The 15,604-nt window shown below is 70.6% G+C and carries 16 protein-coding genes and 1 pseudogene; 3 read left to right on the plus strand and 14 right to left on the minus strand.

From position 1 onward, the window contains the following. Positions 1 to 82: 82 nt before the first annotated feature. Both ACZ7LT_RS00530 and dapA read left to right on the plus strand, forming a co-directional pair. Positions 83 to 509: pseudogene (locus tag ACZ7LT_RS00530) on the plus strand (GNAT family N-acetyltransferase). Between the two features lie 50 nt (positions 510 to 559). Further along, complete coding sequence (gene dapA, locus ACZ7LT_RS00535) at positions 560 to 1,456, plus strand: 4-hydroxy-tetrahydrodipicolinate synthase (RefSeq protein WP_471232474.1); 897 nt, start codon at positions 560 to 562, stop codon at positions 1,454 to 1,456. On the opposite strand, the gene ACZ7LT_RS00540 is transcribed toward dapA, so the two are convergent. The 4 genes from ACZ7LT_RS00540 to ACZ7LT_RS00555 all read right to left on the minus strand — a co-directional run bounded on the left by ACZ7LT_RS00540 (position 1,441) and on the right by ACZ7LT_RS00555 (position 3,655). Continuing rightward, a complete protein-coding gene (locus ACZ7LT_RS00540) occupies positions 1,441 to 1,644 on the minus strand; it encodes a hypothetical protein (RefSeq protein WP_471232476.1) in 204 nt (67 codons plus the stop codon). The genes dapA and ACZ7LT_RS00540 overlap by 16 nt on opposite strands. Positions 1,645 to 1,706: 62 nt before the next feature. Continuing rightward, positions 1,707 to 2,708: a 2,3,4,5-tetrahydropyridine-2,6-dicarboxylate N-succinyltransferase gene (dapD, locus tag ACZ7LT_RS00545; protein ID WP_471232477.1), complete on the minus strand. Its 1,002-nt coding sequence runs from the start codon at positions 2,706 to 2,708 to the stop codon at positions 1,707 to 1,709. Between the two features lie 90 nt (positions 2,709 to 2,798). Beyond that, a complete protein-coding gene (locus tag ACZ7LT_RS00550) occupies positions 2,799 to 3,335 on the minus strand; it encodes a TetR/AcrR family transcriptional regulator (RefSeq protein WP_471232479.1) in 537 nt (178 codons plus the stop codon). Beyond that, entirely contained in the window at positions 3,335 to 3,655 is a 321-nt protein-coding gene (locus tag ACZ7LT_RS00555; RefSeq protein WP_471232481.1) for a DMT family transporter, read from the minus strand. Before ACZ7LT_RS00555 ends, ACZ7LT_RS00550 begins: the two co-directional genes overlap by 1 nt. Before the next feature lie 62 nt (positions 3,656 to 3,717). Here ACZ7LT_RS00555 and ACZ7LT_RS00560 point away from each other — a divergent pair, with 62 nt between their 5' ends. Further along, complete coding sequence (locus tag ACZ7LT_RS00560) at positions 3,718 to 4,764, plus strand: DUF7847 domain-containing protein (RefSeq protein ID WP_471232483.1); 1,047 nt, start codon at positions 3,718 to 3,720, stop codon at positions 4,762 to 4,764. Here the strand turns inward: ACZ7LT_RS00560 and ACZ7LT_RS00565 are convergent. The 10 genes from ACZ7LT_RS00565 to ACZ7LT_RS00610 form a co-directional block, all read right to left on the minus strand. After that, positions 4,754 to 5,119 (minus strand): VOC family protein, encoded by a 366-nt coding sequence (locus ACZ7LT_RS00565; RefSeq protein WP_471232485.1) that lies wholly within the window; start codon positions 5,117 to 5,119, stop codon positions 4,754 to 4,756. The two genes, ACZ7LT_RS00560 and ACZ7LT_RS00565, sit on opposite strands and share 11 nt — an antisense overlap. A gap of 109 nt (positions 5,120 to 5,228) precedes the next feature. Continuing rightward, positions 5,229 to 5,567 carry a metal-sulfur cluster assembly factor gene (locus ACZ7LT_RS00570; protein WP_471232487.1) on the minus strand — a complete coding sequence of 113 codons (339 nt, stop codon included), beginning with the start codon at positions 5,565 to 5,567 and terminating at the stop codon, positions 5,229 to 5,231. Then, the gene (gene sufU, locus ACZ7LT_RS00575) at positions 5,564 to 6,037 is read right to left on the minus strand and encodes a Fe-S cluster assembly sulfur transfer protein SufU (protein ID WP_471232488.1); all 474 of its coding nucleotides are present in this window, start codon (positions 6,035 to 6,037) and stop codon (positions 5,564 to 5,566) included. Before sufU ends, ACZ7LT_RS00570 begins: the two co-directional genes overlap by 4 nt. Before the next feature lie 15 nt (positions 6,038 to 6,052). Beyond that, positions 6,053 to 7,309 carry a cysteine desulfurase gene (locus tag ACZ7LT_RS00580; RefSeq protein ID WP_471232490.1) on the minus strand — a complete coding sequence of 419 codons (1,257 nt, stop codon included), beginning with the start codon at positions 7,307 to 7,309 and terminating at the stop codon, positions 6,053 to 6,055. After that, the gene (sufC, locus tag ACZ7LT_RS00585) at positions 7,306 to 8,070 is read right to left on the minus strand and encodes a Fe-S cluster assembly ATPase SufC (protein WP_471232491.1); all 765 of its coding nucleotides are present in this window, start codon (positions 8,068 to 8,070) and stop codon (positions 7,306 to 7,308) included. Before sufC ends, ACZ7LT_RS00580 begins: the two co-directional genes overlap by 4 nt. Positions 8,071 to 8,077: 7 nt before the next feature. Beyond that, a complete protein-coding gene (locus tag ACZ7LT_RS00590; protein WP_019885323.1) occupies positions 8,078 to 8,395 on the minus strand; it encodes a bifunctional 3-phenylpropionate/cinnamic acid dioxygenase ferredoxin subunit in 318 nt (105 codons plus the stop codon). Then, positions 8,392 to 9,576 carry a Fe-S cluster assembly protein SufD gene (sufD, locus tag ACZ7LT_RS00595; protein WP_471232492.1) on the minus strand — a complete coding sequence of 395 codons (1,185 nt, stop codon included), beginning with the start codon at positions 9,574 to 9,576 and terminating at the stop codon, positions 8,392 to 8,394. The genes ACZ7LT_RS00590 and sufD overlap by 4 nt, the downstream gene beginning before the upstream one ends. Before the next feature lie 67 nt (positions 9,577 to 9,643). Next, a complete protein-coding gene (gene sufB, locus ACZ7LT_RS00600) occupies positions 9,644 to 11,059 on the minus strand; it encodes a Fe-S cluster assembly protein SufB (RefSeq protein ID WP_471232493.1) in 1,416 nt (471 codons plus the stop codon). Beyond that, positions 11,056 to 11,784: a helix-turn-helix transcriptional regulator gene (locus tag ACZ7LT_RS00605; RefSeq protein WP_471232495.1), complete on the minus strand. Its 729-nt coding sequence runs from the start codon at positions 11,782 to 11,784 to the stop codon at positions 11,056 to 11,058. Before ACZ7LT_RS00605 ends, sufB begins: the two co-directional genes overlap by 4 nt. A gap of 166 nt (positions 11,785 to 11,950) precedes the next feature. Beyond that, positions 11,951 to 15,559, minus strand: a complete 3,609-nt coding sequence (locus ACZ7LT_RS00610) for a S8 family serine peptidase (protein WP_471232497.1) — start codon at positions 15,557 to 15,559, stop codon at positions 11,951 to 11,953. Between the last annotated feature and the right edge of the window lie 45 nt (positions 15,560 to 15,604).

The raw sequence follows: 15,604 nt of genomic DNA on the forward strand, positions 1-15,604 counted from the left end.
TGGGCGCCTGGGCGGCGCGTAGGACCATCGTGGAACGTCAACCAAAGTTGAGGTCAAGCGTGGATCACGGATACTTCCGGCCATGATCTTCCGACCCGCCACCCACACCGAACTGCCCGCCGTCCTCGCCCTGCTGGCCGACGAGGACACCGTCGTCGATCCGGCGTCCATAGTCGTGGACGAGGCGTACGAACGGGCCTTCGCCGCGATCGAGGCCGACGGCCGCAACGAGATGCTGGTGCTGGTCGACGGGGACACCGTGGTCGGCTGTCTTCAGGCGACGTACATTCCGGGCCTCGGCAAGGGGGGGCGCCGAGCGGGCCCTGATCGAGGCGGTGCGGATCAGGGCCGACCGGCGGGGCGGCGGGCTCGGCCGGGAGCTGATGACGCGCGCGGTGGCGCGCGCCCGTGAGCGTGGCTGCGCGCTGGTCCAGCTGACGAGCGACAAGCGCCGGGCGGAGGCCCACCGCTTCGGCCCGGGATTGTTCAGCGGTGCTAACCCTGCCTGACAAGAAGAACTAAGTGGACCTTCATCTTCGGGGGCGCGGAGACTGCGAGGATGACGATCGTTGACTGTGAACAGCCTCCTCGTCCGTTCGGCCGCGCGCTGTGCGCGATGATCACGCCGTTCACCGACTCCGGTGAGCTCGATCTCGGCGCGGCGCGGCGCCATGCGGCGCGTCTGGTCGCGGAGGGCTGCGACGGCCTGGTCCTCAACGGCACGACCGGCGAGTCGCCCACCACGAGCGACGCGGAGAAGTCGGCGCTGGTACGGGCCGTGCGGGAGGAGGTCGGGGACGGTGTCGCGGTCGTGGCGGGCGTCGGCACGTCCGACACCCGGCACACGCTGGCGCTGGCCCGGCAGGCCGAGGAGGCCGGCGCGGACGGGCTGCTGGTGGTGACGCCGTACTACAGCCGTCCACCGCAGGACGCGGTGCGGGCGCACTTCCTGCGGGTGGCGGACGCGAGCGGGCTGCCGTTGATGCTGTACGACATTCCGGGGCGCACGGGGACCCGGATCGAGCCGGGGACGCTGCTGGAGCTGGCGGGGCATCCGCGGATCGTGGCGGTCAAGGACTGCGCGTACGACCTGCTGGGCAGCGCGAAGGTGATCGCGCGTACGTCGCTGGCGTACTACTCGGGGTGCGAGGAGCTGAATCTGCCGCTGTACGCGCTGGGTGGGGCGGGTTATGTCAGTACGGTTGCCAATGTGGCGCCGCGCGCGATGCGGGCGGTGCTCGACGCGTTCGACGCGGGTGACACGGTGGCGGCGCGGCGGCTGAATCAGCGGACGCTGCCGCTGGCCGAGCTGATGATGGCGTCGGGGCTGCCGGGCACGGTGACGGTGAAGGCGCTGCTCGGCGGGGCGGTGCGGGAACCGCTGCAGCCCGCCGGCCGGGAGGCGGCCGCCGGGCTGCGGGCTGCGTACGAGGAGCTGGTTCAGCCGGAGACGTGAGTGCGGCCGAGGATGTTCGCGTGCTCCAGGACGTCTTCGGCGGGGTCGTCGATCTGACCGGTGTGGATCAGGGCGACGACCGGGCCGTTGTGGGAGTCGCGGTTGGTCTCGTCCGCGGTGGCGGTGGTGGCGGGCAGCAGGACGGCCAGGAAGGTCAGCGCCCCCGCCACCGTGGATCTGGTCCTCATGTCACTCCTCGCATCAGATGATCGGTCGGCTCTGCGTCGTGTTCAACGCGGAGCCGGCCCGATCAGTTGTGGCTGTGGAGGATGTCGTTGAGGCCGCCCCAGACCGCGTTGTTCGGGCGGGCCTCGACGGCGCCGGTGACCGAGTTGCGGCGGAAGAGGATGTTCGAGGCGCCGGAGAGCTCGCGGGCCTTGACGATCTGGCCGTCGGGCATCGTGACGCGGGTGCCGGCGGTGACGTAGAGACCGGCCTCGACGACGCACTCGTCGCCGAGCGCGATGCCGACACCGGCCTCGGCGCCGATCAGGCAGCGCTCGCCGATGGCGATGACGACGTTGCCGCCGCCGGAGAGGGTGCCCATGGTGGAGGCGCCGCCGCCGATGTCGGAGCCGTCGCCGACGACGACACCGGCCGAGATGCGGCCCTCGACCATCGACGTGCCGAGCGTGCCGGCGTTGAAGTTGACGAAGCCCTCGTGCATGACGGTGGTACCGGCGGCGAGGTGCGCGCCGAGCCGGACGCGGTCGGCGTCGGCGATCCGGACGCCCTTGGGGGTGACGTAGTCGGTCATGCGCGGGAACTTGTCGATGGACGTCACCTGGAGGTGGAGCCCCTCGGCGCGGGCGTTGAGGCGGACCTTCTCGACGTCGTCGACGGCGACCGGGCCGAGCGAGGTCCAGGCGACGTTGGCGAGGACGCCGAAGAGGCCGTCGAGGCTCACGCCGTGCGGCTTGACCAGGCGGTGGGAGAGCAGGTGCAGACGCAGGTAGGCGTCGTGCGCGTCGAGCGGCTTGTCGTCCAGGGAGCCGATGACGGTACGGACGGCGACGACCTCGACCCCACGGCGGGCGTCCACGCCGATGGCCTTGGCGGCGCCCGCGCCGAGGAGAGTGACGGCGTCGTCGGCGGTGAGCCGCTGGGTGCCGGCCGGGCCGGGCTCGGCGACGAGCTCGGGGGCGGGGAACCAGGTGTCGAGGACGGTGCCGTCGCCGGCGATGGTGGCGAGGCCGGCGGCGACGGCGCCGGTGGTGCGCGGTGCGGTGGTGCTGTCGGGCGAGTCAGTCATGAGGGAAACCTAACCGGCGGGGGCGCGCCGGGGCGAACCGGTCTCAGGTACCGGTCGGCGGCGGGGGCGGGCCCTCATCGGGCCGAGGGTTCACGGGAGGAGGCGGTGCAGCATGTCGCGGGCGTGGGCTTCGTCGTACTGGCCGCCGGTGAGCAGGACCTGGAGGCAGAGGCCGTCCATCAGGGCGACGAGGGCGCGGGCGGTGGCGGGGTCGGTGCGGTGGGAGAGGGCGGCGGTGACGGTGTCGGTCCATTCGGCGGCGACGGGGCGCAGGGCGGGGCGGCGCAGGGCGGCGAGATAGAGCTCGTACTCCAGCTCGACCGCGGTGCGGTCGCCGGCGATCCAGCGGCCCATGAGGCGGGCGAGTTCGGTGGCGAGGTCGCGGCCGGGGTCGGTGAGGGCCTCGCTGGTGGCTACGGCCGCGGCGAAGGACTCGCCCGCCTGGCGCAGGGCGGCGACGAGGAGTTCGTCGAGGGAGGCGAAGTGGTACGTGGTGGAGCCGAGCGGGACGTCGGCCTCGGCGGCGGCGGTGCGGTGGCTGAGGCCGGCGATGCCGCTCTCGGCGACGACTCTGAGGGCGGCGTCGATGATGCGCTGGCGGCGGTCGGGGTCGTAGCGGCGGGGCATCAGTGCGCGCCGCCGAGGTTGAGGACGATGACGCCGGCGATGACCAGGAGGATGCCGGTGATTTTGATCAGGCTGGTGGATTCGCCGAGGAAGAGCATGCCGATGGCTGCGACGGCGGCGGTGCCGATGCCGGACCAGATGGCGTAGGCGGTGCCGATCTGGAGGGTTTTGAGGGTCTGCGCGAGCAGGGCGAAGGCGATGAGGTAGCCGGTCACGGCGATCAGGGAGGGCCAGAGCCGGGTGAAGCCGTCGCTGTATTTCATGGCCGTGGTGGCGGCGATCTCGGCGGCGATGGCGCCGGCCAGCAGTCCGTATCCCATGCGTACGACCGTACACAACGTTGCGTACGGTCGTACACTGCACCGCCCGCTACCTTGTGTCCATGACATTTCCTACGGGGCCGTACGGCTGGGCTTCCCCGCCGCCGCCCAAGCCCGGAGTGATACCCCTCGCGCCGCTCGGACTCGGCGAGATCCTGGGCGGTGCGTTCGCGACGCTGGGCCGCCACTGGAAGCAGCTGCTCGCCGTCGCGCTGGTCGCCTACGGCGGGGCCGCGGTGCTGATCGGCGCGGCGCTCGTGGTCGCGTACGCGGCGGTCGCGGACCATCTGCCGCGCGTCTTCGACCTGCCGTCGGGGCAGAGCCCGGCCTGGGAGGACGGACGGCCGCTGCTGATCGCGCTGGCCGCCGTGTGGGTCGTGGGCATCGTCGGGCTGCTGCTGGCGAACGCGGTGCTCTACGCGGCGTGCCCGGCGGTCCTCCAGGACGCGGTCCTGGGCCGGCCCACCACCTTCGGGGTGGTGTGGGGGCGGGCCTGGAAGCGGATGCCGGCGGTCCTCGGCACGGTCTTCCTGACGGCGCTGATCATCCTGGTGCCCGTCGCGCTGTTCATGATCGGGTTCATCGGGCTGATGATCGCGCTGCTCGCGGCGGCCGGCGACGCGTTCACCAGCTCCCCGGCCCTGCCGCTGCTCGCCCTGCTCGGGGCGCTGCTGGTGGCGCCGGTGTCGACCTGGCTGTGGGTGCGCTACAGCCTGGCCCCGGCGGCGGCCGTCTTCGAGGGTCAGGGGGCGCTGGCCGCGATGGGCCGCTCGGCGGACCTGGTCCGCGGCTTCTGGTGGCGGATCTTCGGCATCACGCTGCTGGCGGGCCTCCTGGCGGGCCTGGTGAACTACGCCATCCAGCAGGTGTTCACCCTGCTGGTGTCGGTCCCGACGTCCTCCTTCGGCCAGGTCGACTCCGGCAGCGAGCTGGTGGCGCTGTTCTCGGGCCTGCTGGTCGTGATGCTGATCGCCCAGCTGGTGGGCCAGATCGTCGCGGCGACCTTCCCCCAGCTGGTGGCCGGCCTGCTCTACGTGGACCAGCGCATCCGCAAGGAGAACCTGGCCCCGACGTTGGCGGAGGCGGCGGCGGTCCCCGTCAGTCGATGAGCGAGGCCTTGGGCCTCAGCACACAGAACTCGTTGCCCTCGGGATCGGCGAGGACGACCCACGACACGTCCTCGCCCTGCCCGACGTCGACCCGCCGGGCCCCGAGCCGCACAATCCGCTGCACCTCGGCGTCCTGATCGTCGGGCGTGAGATCGATGTGCAGCCGGTTCTTGCCGGTCTTCTCCTCGGGCACGGGCACGAAGCACATCCCGGGCAGCGCATGCTCGTGCGCCCCGATGACGACCTCGTCCCCGGCCTCGTACAGGACCTGCCAGTCGAGCACCTGCGCCCAGAACCGGGCCTGGGCGGGGAGGTCATGGGCGTCGACGACGAGGTGGTACATGGATACGGCCATGTTCGTCAGTGTTTCAGCCCAAGCATCGTGCGGCGACGAGGCGGCACGCACCGATAGCCCGAAGGGCCCCGGCTCACCAGCCGGGGCCCTTCAGGGTGTCCAACAGCGATCAGACGTTGAAGCCGAGCGCGCGCAGCTGCTCGCGGCCGTCGTCCGTGATCTTGTCCGGGCCCCACGGCGGCATCCAGACCCAGTTGATCTTGAGTTCGCTGACGATGCCGTCGGTCGCGGCCTTCGCCTGGTCCTCGATCACATCGGTCAGCGGGCAGGCCGCCGACGTCAGGGTCATGTCCAGCGTCGCGACATTGGAGTCGTCGATGTGGATGCCGTAGATGAGGCCGAGGTTGACGACGTCGATGCCCAGCTCGGGGTCGACGACGTCGTACAGCGCCTCGCGGACTTCTTCCTCGGAGGCCGGCTTCATCGTGGCCTCTGCGTTCTCGCTCATGCCGACTTCCTCGCAGAATCTTGTGGTCCTTCACCCAGAGCCTGGGCCGTCGCGTCCTTCCACGCCATCCAGCTCAGCAGGGCGCACTTCACCCGGGCCGGGTACTTGGAGACTCCGGCGAACGCGACCGCGTCCTCCAGGATCTCCTCCATCGCGTCGTCCGGCTCGATCTGGCCCTTGGACTGCATCAGCTCCAGGAACGTGCCCTGGATCTTCTGCGCCTCGGCCAGCTCCTTGCCGACCAGCAGTTCGTTCAGCACGGAGGCCGACGCCTGGCTGATGGAGCAGCCCTGGCCCTCGTACGACACGTCCTCGATCCGTGAACCGTCGTACTTCACGCGGAGCGTGATCTCGTCGCCGCACGTCGGATTGACGTGATGCACCTCGGCATCGCCGTCCCGCAAGCCCCGGCCATGCGGGTGCTTGTAGTGGTCCAGGATGACGTCCTGGTACATCGAATCAAGCTTCACAACCGCGTCAGCCCCTCAGCCGAAGAAGTTCCGTACGTGCTCCAGGCCCGCGACCAAGGCGTCGACCTCGCCGGGCGTGGAGTACAGATAGAACGACGCCCGCGTGGTCGCAGGAATTCCGTACCGCAGACAGACCGGCCGCGCGCAGTGGTGGCCGACCCGGACCGCGATGCCCTCCTCGTCGAGGACCTGGCCCACGTCGTGCGGGTGGATGTCACCGAGCGTGAAGGAGATCGCGGCGCCGCGGTCCTCGGCCGTCACCGGGCCGATGATCCGCAGGTCGGGGACCTCCTGCAGGCGGCGCACCGCGTACTCGGTGATCGCGTGCTCATGCGCCGCGATCTTGTCCATGCCGATGGCCGAGAGGTAGTCCACGGCCGCGCCGAGGCCGACGGCCTGCGCGATCGGGGGCGTACCGGCCTCGAACTTGTGCGGCGCCGGGGCGTAGGTGGACGAGTGCATCGAGACGGTCTCGATCATCTCGCCGCCGCCGAGGAACGGCGGCAGGTCCTCCAGGAGCTCCTGGCGTCCCCACAGCACACCGATGCCGGTCGGGCCACACATCTTGTGGCCGGTGAAGGCCACGAAGTCGGCCTGGAGCGCCTGCACGTCCAGCACCATGTGCGGGGCGGCCTGCGAGGCGTCGATGCAGACCAGCGCACCGACCTCCTGGGCGCGGCGGACGATCGTCTCGACCGGGTTGACCGTGCCCAGCAGGTTGGAGACCAGGGTGAACGAGACGACCTTGGTCTTCTCGGTGATCACCTCGTCGATGTTCGACAGGTCGAGGCGGCCGTCGTCGGTGAGGCCGAACCACTTCAGCTTCGCGCCCGTGCGCTGCGCGAGCAGCTGCCACGGCACGATGTTGGAGTGGTGCTCCATCTCCGTGATCGCGATCTCGGTCTCGTGGTCCACGCGGTAGGGCTCGTCGGCCCAGCCCAGCATGTTGGCCACGAGGTTGAGCGACTCGGAGGCGTTCTTGGTGAAGATGACCTCGTTGCGGCTGGGCGCGTTGATGAAGCCGGCGACCTTGTCGCGGGCGCCCTCGTACAGCGCCGTGGCCTCCTCGGCGACCGTGTACACGCCGCGGTGCACATTGGCGTTGTGGCGCTCGTAGTACTCGTTCAGCGCGTCGAGCACCTGGCGCGGCTTCTGCGACGTCGCCGCGGAGTCCAGGTACACGATCTTCTTCCCGTCGTGGACCACACGATCCAGCAGGGGGAAGTCCTTACGGATCGCCTCGGTGTCGAGAAGGCCCGGCAGCTGGGTCACTCGGATGCGCCGCCCTTCGTGTACGCCTCGTAGCCCTCGTTCTCCAGCTTGTCGGCGAGCTCGGCGCCGCCGGACTCGGCGATGCGGCCGTTGGCGAAGACGTGGACGAAGTCGGGCTTGATGTAGCGGAGGATCCGCGTGTAGTGCGTGATCAGCAGGGTGCCGACCTCGCCGGTCTCGCGGACGCGGTTGACGCCCTCGGAGACGATGCGCAGGGCGTCGACGTCGAGGCCGGAGTCGGTCTCGTCGAGGATGGCGACCTTGGGCTTGAGCAGCTCGAGCTGGAGGATCTCGTGGCGCTTCTTCTCACCGCCGGAGAAGCCCTCGTTGACGTTGCGCTCGGCGAAGGCGGGGTCCATGTGGAGGCGCTCCATGGACTCCTTGACCTCCTTCACCCAGGTGCGCAGCTTGGGGGCCTCGCCGCGGACGGCGGTGGCGGAGGTGCGCAGGAAGTTGGAGACCGAGACACCGGGGACCTCGACCGGGTACTGCATGGCGAGGAAGACGCCGGCGCGGGCGCGCTCGTCGACGGACATCTCCAGGACGTCCTCGCCGTCCAGGGTCACGGTGCCGCTGGTGATCGTGTACTTGGGGTGGCCCGCGAGGGAGTACGCGAGGGTCGACTTGCCGGAGCCGTTGGGGCCCATGATGGCGTGGGTCTCGCCCTGCTTCACGGTCAGGTCGACGCCCTTGAGGATCTCCCGGGGGCCGTTCTCGGCCTCGACGGAGACGTGCAGGTCGCGGATTTCAAGCGTTGCCATGGGTGACTCAGGACTCCTGGGTGACGGAGACGAGCACATCGTCCCCTTCGATCTTTACGGGGTATACGGGGACGGGGCGCGTCGCGGGGAGGCCGGACGGCTTGCCGGTGCGCAGGTCGAAGCTGGAGCCGTGCAGCCAGCACTCGATGGCGCAGTCCTCCACCTCGCCCTCGGAGAGGGAGACGTTCGCGTGCGAGCAGATGTCGTTGATCGCGAACACCTCGCCCTCGGTGCGGACGATGGAGACGGGCGTGCCGTCGAGTTCCACCCGCTTGGGGGTGTCCTCCTCCAGCTCGCTCAGCCCACAGGCGCGTACGTAGGTCATGCGACCGACGCCTCCAGCTCGGCGTCGATCTTGGCGATGAGGCGCTCCTGCACGTCCGGCAGGCCGATCTGCTGGACGAGCTCGGCGAAGAAGCCGCGGACCACGAGCCGGCGGGCCTCCTCGGCGGGGATGCCGCGGGCCATCAGGTAGAAGAGCTGCTCGTCGTCGAAGCGGCCGGTGGCGGAGGCGTGGCCGGCGCCGGCGATCTCACCGGTCTCGATCTCCAGGTTCGGCACGGAGTCGACGCGGGCGCCGTCCGTGAGGACCAGGTTCCGGTTGAGCTCGTAGGTGTCCGTGCCCTCGGCCTTGGCCTGGATGAGGACGTCGCCGATCCAGACGGCGTGCGCGTCCTGGCCCTGGAGGGCGCCCTTGTACGCCACGTTGGAGCGGCAGTGCGGGGTGTTGTGGTCGACCAGGAGGCGGTGCTCCTGGTGCTGGCCGGCGTCGGTGAAGTAGAGGCCGAACAGCTCGGCCTCGCCGCCGGTGCCGGCGTACTGCACCCGGGGGTGGATGCGGACGACGTCGCCGCCGAAGGTGACGACGACGGACTTGAAGGAGGCGTCGCGGCCGACCAGCGCGTTCTGCTGGGCGACGTGGACGGCCTTCTCGTCCCAGTCCTGGACGGAGACGACGGTGAGCTTGGCGCCGTCGCCGAGGACGTAGTCCACGTTGGCGGCGAGCACCGCGTCACCGGTGTGGTCGATGACGACGACGGCCTCGGCGAACGCGCCGAGCTCGATCACCTGGTGGCCGAAGGCGGTGCCGCCCTCGCCGTGCACGGCGATCCGGATGGGCTCGGTGAGCACGGCCTCCTTGGGCACGGAGACGACCGAGGCCTGCTCGAAGGAGCTGTACGCCTGGGCGGCGACTCGGTCGACGGGCGTGCCGGCCCGGCCGAGGCGGGCGTCGTCGCGGCCGACGGTCTCGACGGTGACGCCCTCGGGGGCCTCGATCGCGACCTTGACGCCTCCGCCGGTGGCGACGGCGGTGCCGTCGTGCAGGCCGCGCAGTCGCTCCAGCGGCGTGAAGCGCCACTCCTCCTCGCGGCCGTGCGGGACGGGGAAGTCCGCGACGTCGAAGGAGGGGGGCGCGCTCATGCGCGTGGCGACGGTCGACTCGGCGGCCACCGCGATCGAACCGGCGGTGGTGGAGCCCGCCGGGATGTTCTGAGCCTCAGCCATGGCTGTCGTGTTGCTCTCTTCCTACGTAACTACGCAAAGACCAGGGGGTACGGACGGCGGGGCGGCGTCAGCCGACCGCACCCTCCATCTGCAGCTCGATCAGCCGGTTGAGCTCCAGGGCGTACTCCATCGGGAGCTCCTTGGCGATCGGCTCGACGAAGCCGCGCACGATCATCGCCATCGCCTCGAACTCGGTCAGGCCGCGGCTCATCAGGTAGAAGAGCTGGTCCTCGGAGACCTTGGAGACGGTGGCCTCGTGGCCCATGGACACGTCGTCCTCGCGGACGTCCACGTAGGGGTACGTGTCGGAGCGGGAGATCGTGTCGACGAGCAGCGCGTCGCACAGGACGTTCGACTTGGCGCCGGGGGCGCCCTCGCCGATCTCGATGAGGCCGCGGTAGGAGGTGCGGCCGCCGCCTCGCGCCACCGACTTGGAGACGATGTTGGAGGAGGTGTTCGGGGCCATGTGGACCATCTTGGCGCCGGCGTCCTGGTGCTGGCCCTCGCCCGCGAAGGCGATGGAGAGGGTCTCGCCCTTGGCGTGCTCGCCCATCAGGTAGACGGCCGGGTACTTCATCGTCACCTTGGAGCCGATGTTGCCGTCGACCCACTCCATGGTCGCGCCCTCGTACGCCACGGCGCGCTTGGTGACCAGGTTGTAGACGTTGTTCGACCAGTTCTGGATGGTCGTGTAGCGGCAGCGGCCGCCCTTCTTGACGATGATCTCGACGACGGCGCTGTGCAGCGAGTCCGACGAGTAGATCGGGGCGGTGCAGCCCTCGACGTAGTGGACGTAGGCGTCCTCGTCGACGATGATCAGCGTCCGCTCGAACTGGCCCATGTTCTCCGTGTTGATACGGAAGTAGGCCTGGAGCGGGATCTCGACGTGCACGCCCTTGGGGACGTAGATGAACGATCCGCCGGACCACACGGCCGTGTTCAGGGAGGCGAACTTGTTGTCGCCGACCGGGATCACGGTGCCGAAGTACTCCTTGAAGAGTTCCTCGTGCTCCTTGAGCGCGGTGTCGGTGTCGACGAAGATGACGCCCTGCTCCTCCAGGTCCTCGCGGATCTGGTGGTAGACGACCTCGGACTCGTACTGGGCGGCGACACCGGCGACGAGGCGCTGCTTCTCCGCCTCGGGGATGCCGAGCTTGTCGTACGTGTTCTTGATGTCCTCGGGCAGGTCCTCCCAGGACTCGGCCTGCTTCTCGGTGGACCGCACGAAGTACTTGATGTTGTCGAAGTCGATGCCCGACAGGTCGGAGCCCCAGCTCGGCATGGGCTTCTTGTCGAACAGGCGCAGACCCTTCAGCCGCAGCTTCAGCATCCACTCCGGCTCGTTCTTCTTCTCGGAGATGTCGCGGACGACAGCCTCGGAGAGACCGCGCTTGGCGGCGGCACCGGCCGCGTCCGAGTCGGCCCAGCCGTACTCGTACCGACCCAGGCCCTCGAGCTCGGGGTGGCTGATCTCGGTGGTCATGCGGGGTTCCTCCCGGCCGTGCTTGCGGATGCTGGTTCTGAAGTGGTCTGTGGGTTGCCGTGCGGGATGAACGTGGTGCAGACGCCGTCACCATGGGCGATGGTGGCCAGACGCTGGACGTGCGTTCCCAAGAGGCGGGAGAAGATCTCCGTCTCCGCCTCGCACAGCTGGGGGTACTGCTCGGCGACGTGGGCGACCGGGCAGTGGTGCTGGCAGAGCTGCTGGCCGACCGGCGCGTTCCGCGCAGTGGCAGCGTACCCGTCCGCCGTCAGGGCCTTGGCCAGAGCCTCGGCGCGGTCCTTGGGGTCGGCGGACTCGACAGCCTTGCGGTAGGCCTCGGCCTGGGCCTCGATCCGGTCGCGGGCGAAGGCCGCGACGGCGGCCTCTCCCCCGGCGTTCTGCTCGATCCAGCGCAGCGCGTCGACCGCGAGCGTGTCGTACGACTGGTCGAAGGCGTCGCGGCCGCAGTCGGTCAGTGCGAAGACCTTGGCGGGGCGGCCGCGGGTGCGCGCGCCGTAGACGCGCTGTTCGCGGGCTTCCACGACGTTCTCGGCGACGAGCGCGTCGAGGTGGCGGCGGACCGCCGCCTGGGTGAGGCCGAGGCGCCCCGCGAGGTCGGCCACGGTGGACGGGCCGTGGTCCAGGATGGAGCGCGCGACCCGGTTGCGGGTGGACCGCTCACCGGTCGCGAGTTCCTCCGCTGGGGCCTCGCCGACGTTTTTCACAACGCCATTGTTGCGTAATTCTCGAGGGAGTGACAAGCCGCCGCTGGATCATCGAACGGTGCGGTGCATCACTTAGGTAAACCTAATCTGACCTGCGGAAATGATCTCCAGGACGCACCACGGCCGCGCCGGGACAGGCGCGGCCGCGGTCCTCAGAAAAGGCGTATCAGCTGGTCAGGTCGGGCCTGTGGGTGACCCTTACCGAGTTCACCAGCGTCTTTCCGGCGTTGGCGACGAAGCGCAGATTCAGCTGACCGTCGGTGACCTTCACGGTGAAAGAACGACTGTGCGCGACACGCACACCGGCCTCCAGGGCCAGGTCCAGATTGGGTACGAATTGCGCGCCCTCGGCCATCACGTCGAAGACCCGGTCGGTCGGACGCTTGGCGGCGAGCTCGGCGAAGCCCAGCTCGACCTCGTACGTGCCCTCGGGGAGGGCGTCGAAGCGGTACTCGTACATGCCCTGCCGAGCCGTGCGCAGCAGCGGCGGATCCTCGGCGCCCACGATGGGCCGAGTGGTGGACAGGGTGCTGGTGGTGCCCAGGTGCCCGTACGAGCCGGCGGTGTGTTTCCGGTCGGGGCTCCAGGTGTCGCCGAGCGCGTCGACGGACTCCTGGGTGGCGCCGGTGTCGAGCGCGGTGCGGTAGGCGGGGACGACGACCTTCACCGGGATCTCGATCACGGGCCTGCGTCCGCTGTCGGAGGTGACCAGGAGCGTCCCGGTGAGGACGGTGCCGGGCGCCACGCCGGTGGTGTCGACGGCGAGGCTCACCTCCCGCCGGTCCTCCGGGTCCAGGCCGCCGGCCGCCGGGGACGGCGTGATCCAGCCCTTGCCGTCCTTCTCGGTGACGGTGTACGGCGTACCGATCGAGCCGGTGTTGGTCAGCGTCAGCGCACGGGTGCGCCGGGCGTCGGGCGGGGCGATCACGGTCAGCGCGGTGCGGTCGACGGTGACCCGGCCGGTGCCCAGCTCCGCGTCCACCACCTTGATCTCCCCGGCGGCGGGCTCGGTCGTGAGCCGGTCGCCGCGGTACGCGTGGGCGTGCACGGTGACGTCGTACTCCGGGCCGGCCGGGATCTGCGCCAGGTACGCGCCGCTCGCGTCGGCGGTGTCGCTGGCGGCGACCAGACCGCCGGTGGCGACGGTGATGGTGGCCCCGGGGACGGGCAGGGTGTCGTTGGCGTCGGTGACCCGGCCGGCGACGACGGCGGTCTTCGTCGTACGGAAGGACAGCACCGTCCCGTCCCGGACGACGGGCTCGTTGAACGCGTACAGCAGGGCGTCGGTGCCGGTGGCGCTCTCGGCGCCGATCGTCGCCGACGAACCGTTCTCCAGACCGGTCCCGGAGACGTCCTTGTAATGGAAGGACGCGGTGCCGTCCTCGCCCAGCACGGCGGCGAAGGAGATCCGCTCGCCGGCCGTGTTCGAGGCGAGCAGGGCGTTACGCCATTCGACGACGATCCTGCGGTGCGGGGCGGTGCCGGTGGCCGACCAGTACACACCCGCCTCGGCGTCCACCGTGAGGTTGTCCCAGAACGGGTAGAGCGCGCCGTTGGGAGTCGCCGTGGTGGGCAGGGTGGTGTTGAGGCTGGAGGTGGAGGACGCGCCGAAGGAGAGCACCCCGTCGACGGAGGCGGTCGCCGACCGGTACGTACTGCCGTAGAGGGGCACCGGGAACGGCAGGGCGAAGGTGGCTGTGCCGAAGGTGGCGCTGGTGTAGGCGAGCTTGGTGGTGCCGGTCGGGAAGTCGGCCGGTACGGTGACCGAGCAGACCGTGCCGAAGGTGTCGCTCCGGGCCGGCAGCGCAATGTCCTTCGTGGTGGCGCCGGTGACATCGGCCTGGACACCGGTCGCGGAGGCGCAGCGGTGGGCGGGGGTGACGGCCAGGGTGTAGGAGCCGAGCGGCAGGCTCAGGGTGTAGCGGCCGTCGGCGCCCGTCTTGGTGGTGACGGGGGTGCCCTGGGCGGTGACGACGGCGCCCTCCTCCGGGCCCGCGTGGCTGGTGACCCTGCCGGTGACGTCGGCGTGCGGGGCCTGGTCGAGGGTGAAGTCCTTCACCGCGGTGCCGTTCTCGGTGACGGTGAGCGTGCCGGTGGCGGTGAGGTGACCGAATTTGGTAACGACGACGGTGTAGTCGCCGGTCATCAGCCGGGGCAGGGTGTAGCCGCCGTCGGCGGCGCTGGTCGTGGTCGTCTTCATCGGGCCGTCGAAGCGCAGCGTGGCGCCGGGCAGCGGTGCGCCGGAGGAGGTGACGGTGCCGCGGACGGCGCCGAGGGGGCCGCGCGGGGTGGCCGCGACCGCGGCGTACGCGTCGAGGCGGCCCTCGCCGAAGACGTTGTTGTCGGCGGCGGTGCCGCCGCAGGTGGTGGCGTCGACGTCGGCGGCGGTGGTGTCGAGGAGCTTCTCGGTCTCGGTGACGTTGCCGCGCAGCGCCGGCGAGGCCGACCACATCAGGGCGACGGTGGCGGCGGTGTGCGGCGAGGCCATGGAGGTGCCGGAGATGGCGTGGTAGCCGCCGTTGTTCCAGGAGGCACGGATGTTCACGCCGGGCGCGGCGAGGTTGGGCTTGAGGCCACCGGTCTCACCGGCGCCGCGTGAGGAGAAGGACGCGATGGCGCCGTCGATGTCGAAGGCTCCGGAGGCGTAGGCGTTGGTGTACGCGCCCGGGGAGCCGGCGGTGTTACAGCCGGGGCCGTTGTTGCCGTTGGAGAAGGCGGGGAAGATGCCCGCGTCGCGCCACGCCTGGACGGTCGTCTTGTACCAGGTGTCGACGACGCCGCTGCCCCAGGAGTTGTTGACCACGTCGGGGGCGAGGTCGGGGCGCGGGTTCTGGCCGCTCGCGTCGGTGGGGGCGACGATCCACTGGCCTGAGCGCAGCAGCGAGTCGCGTGAGCAGGAGCTCGATTCGCAGCCCTTGGCGGCGATCCAGCGGGCGCCGGGGGCGACGCCGATGCGGTTTCCGGCGCCGTCGTCGCCGACCATCGTGCCCATGGTGTGGGTGCCGTGGCCGTTGTTGTCGCAAGGGGCCGCCGAGGCGCAGACCTTGGCGGGGTCGAACCAGTGGTAGGCGTGGTCGTAGGTCCCGTCCGCCTTCAGCCCCCGGTAGGCGGCCCGCACCGCCGGGTGGTCGTACTGCACGCCGGAGTCGATGGTGGCGACGGTGATGCCGTCGCCGCGGACGCCGAGCTCGGACCAGACCCGCGGGGCGCCCACCCGGTCGACGTTCCACTCGACGGCGTCGGTGCGCGGCTCGTCGCGGCCCGGCAGCGGATCGGGGATCGTGATCGGGTCGTCGGCCTCGACGGTGGCGACCTCGGGGCGGGCGGCGAGGGTCTCGGCGAGCGCCCGGTCGCCGGTGACCTTGAGGGTGTTGGCGATCCAGTACGCGGTGTGGGGTGCGCCGGCCTTCTTCAGCAGCGCCCGCAGCCCGGCCTGGGACTTCTCGGCGTGCGCGGTCTTGGCCGCGCGCAGGGCGCCGGCCTTGGCGGCCTTGCCGGTGGCGCGCCGGGCCAAGGCGGTGTCGGCCTCGGTGGTGAGGGTGACCCAGAAGGTGGCCCGGTCGCCGTCGGCGAGCTGGGCGCGCAGCGGGGCGGTGGTCTTCTGGGCGTACGGGGTGGGCCGGGCGGTGTCGGGGTCCTGGGCGCGGGCGGGGCTCGCGCCCAGAGCGAGCGGCAGGGACAGGGCGGCGGCCGTCAGGGCGGCGAGGGCACTGGGGGTTCTGGGGCGGCCGGGTCTGAGGCGGGCTCGGGTCGGGACGGGGGAAGGCAGGGCCACGGACTCTCCTTCACGAGTGGTGCACCGATGGGTACGTACCGTCAC

The sequence above is a fragment of the Streptomyces sp. NPDC039465 genome (assembly GCF_055639315.1).

Coding starts and splice junctions, on each gene's coding strand:
- dapA (WP_471232474.1), top strand. CDS start 560: ATGACGATCGTTGACTGTGAACAGCCTCCTCGTCCGTTCGGCCGCGCG.
- ACZ7LT_RS00540 (WP_471232476.1), bottom strand. CDS start 1,644: ATGAGGACCAGATCCACGGTGGCGGGGGCGCTGACCTTCCTGGCCGTC.
- dapD (WP_471232477.1), bottom strand. CDS start 2,708: ATGACTGACTCGCCCGACAGCACCACCGCACCGCGCACCACCGGCGCC.
- ACZ7LT_RS00550 (WP_471232479.1), bottom strand. CDS start 3,335: ATGCCCCGCCGCTACGACCCCGACCGCCGCCAGCGCATCATCGACGCC.
- ACZ7LT_RS00555 (WP_471232481.1), bottom strand. CDS start 3,655: ATGGGATACGGACTGCTGGCCGGCGCCATCGCCGCCGAGATCGCCGCC.
- ACZ7LT_RS00560 (WP_471232483.1), top strand. CDS start 3,718: ATGACATTTCCTACGGGGCCGTACGGCTGGGCTTCCCCGCCGCCGCCC.
- ACZ7LT_RS00565 (WP_471232485.1), bottom strand. CDS start 5,119: ATGGCCGTATCCATGTACCACCTCGTCGTCGACGCCCATGACCTCCCC.
- ACZ7LT_RS00570 (WP_471232487.1), bottom strand. CDS start 5,567: ATGAGCGAGAACGCAGAGGCCACGATGAAGCCGGCCTCCGAGGAAGAA.
- sufC (WP_471232491.1), bottom strand. CDS start 8,070: ATGGCAACGCTTGAAATCCGCGACCTGCACGTCTCCGTCGAGGCCGAG.
- ACZ7LT_RS00590 (WP_019885323.1), bottom strand. CDS start 8,395: ATGACCTACGTACGCGCCTGTGGGCTGAGCGAGCTGGAGGAGGACACC.
- sufD (WP_471232492.1), bottom strand. CDS start 9,576: ATGGCTGAGGCTCAGAACATCCCGGCGGGCTCCACCACCGCCGGTTCG.
- sufB (WP_471232493.1), bottom strand. CDS start 11,059: ATGACCACCGAGATCAGCCACCCCGAGCTCGAGGGCCTGGGTCGGTAC.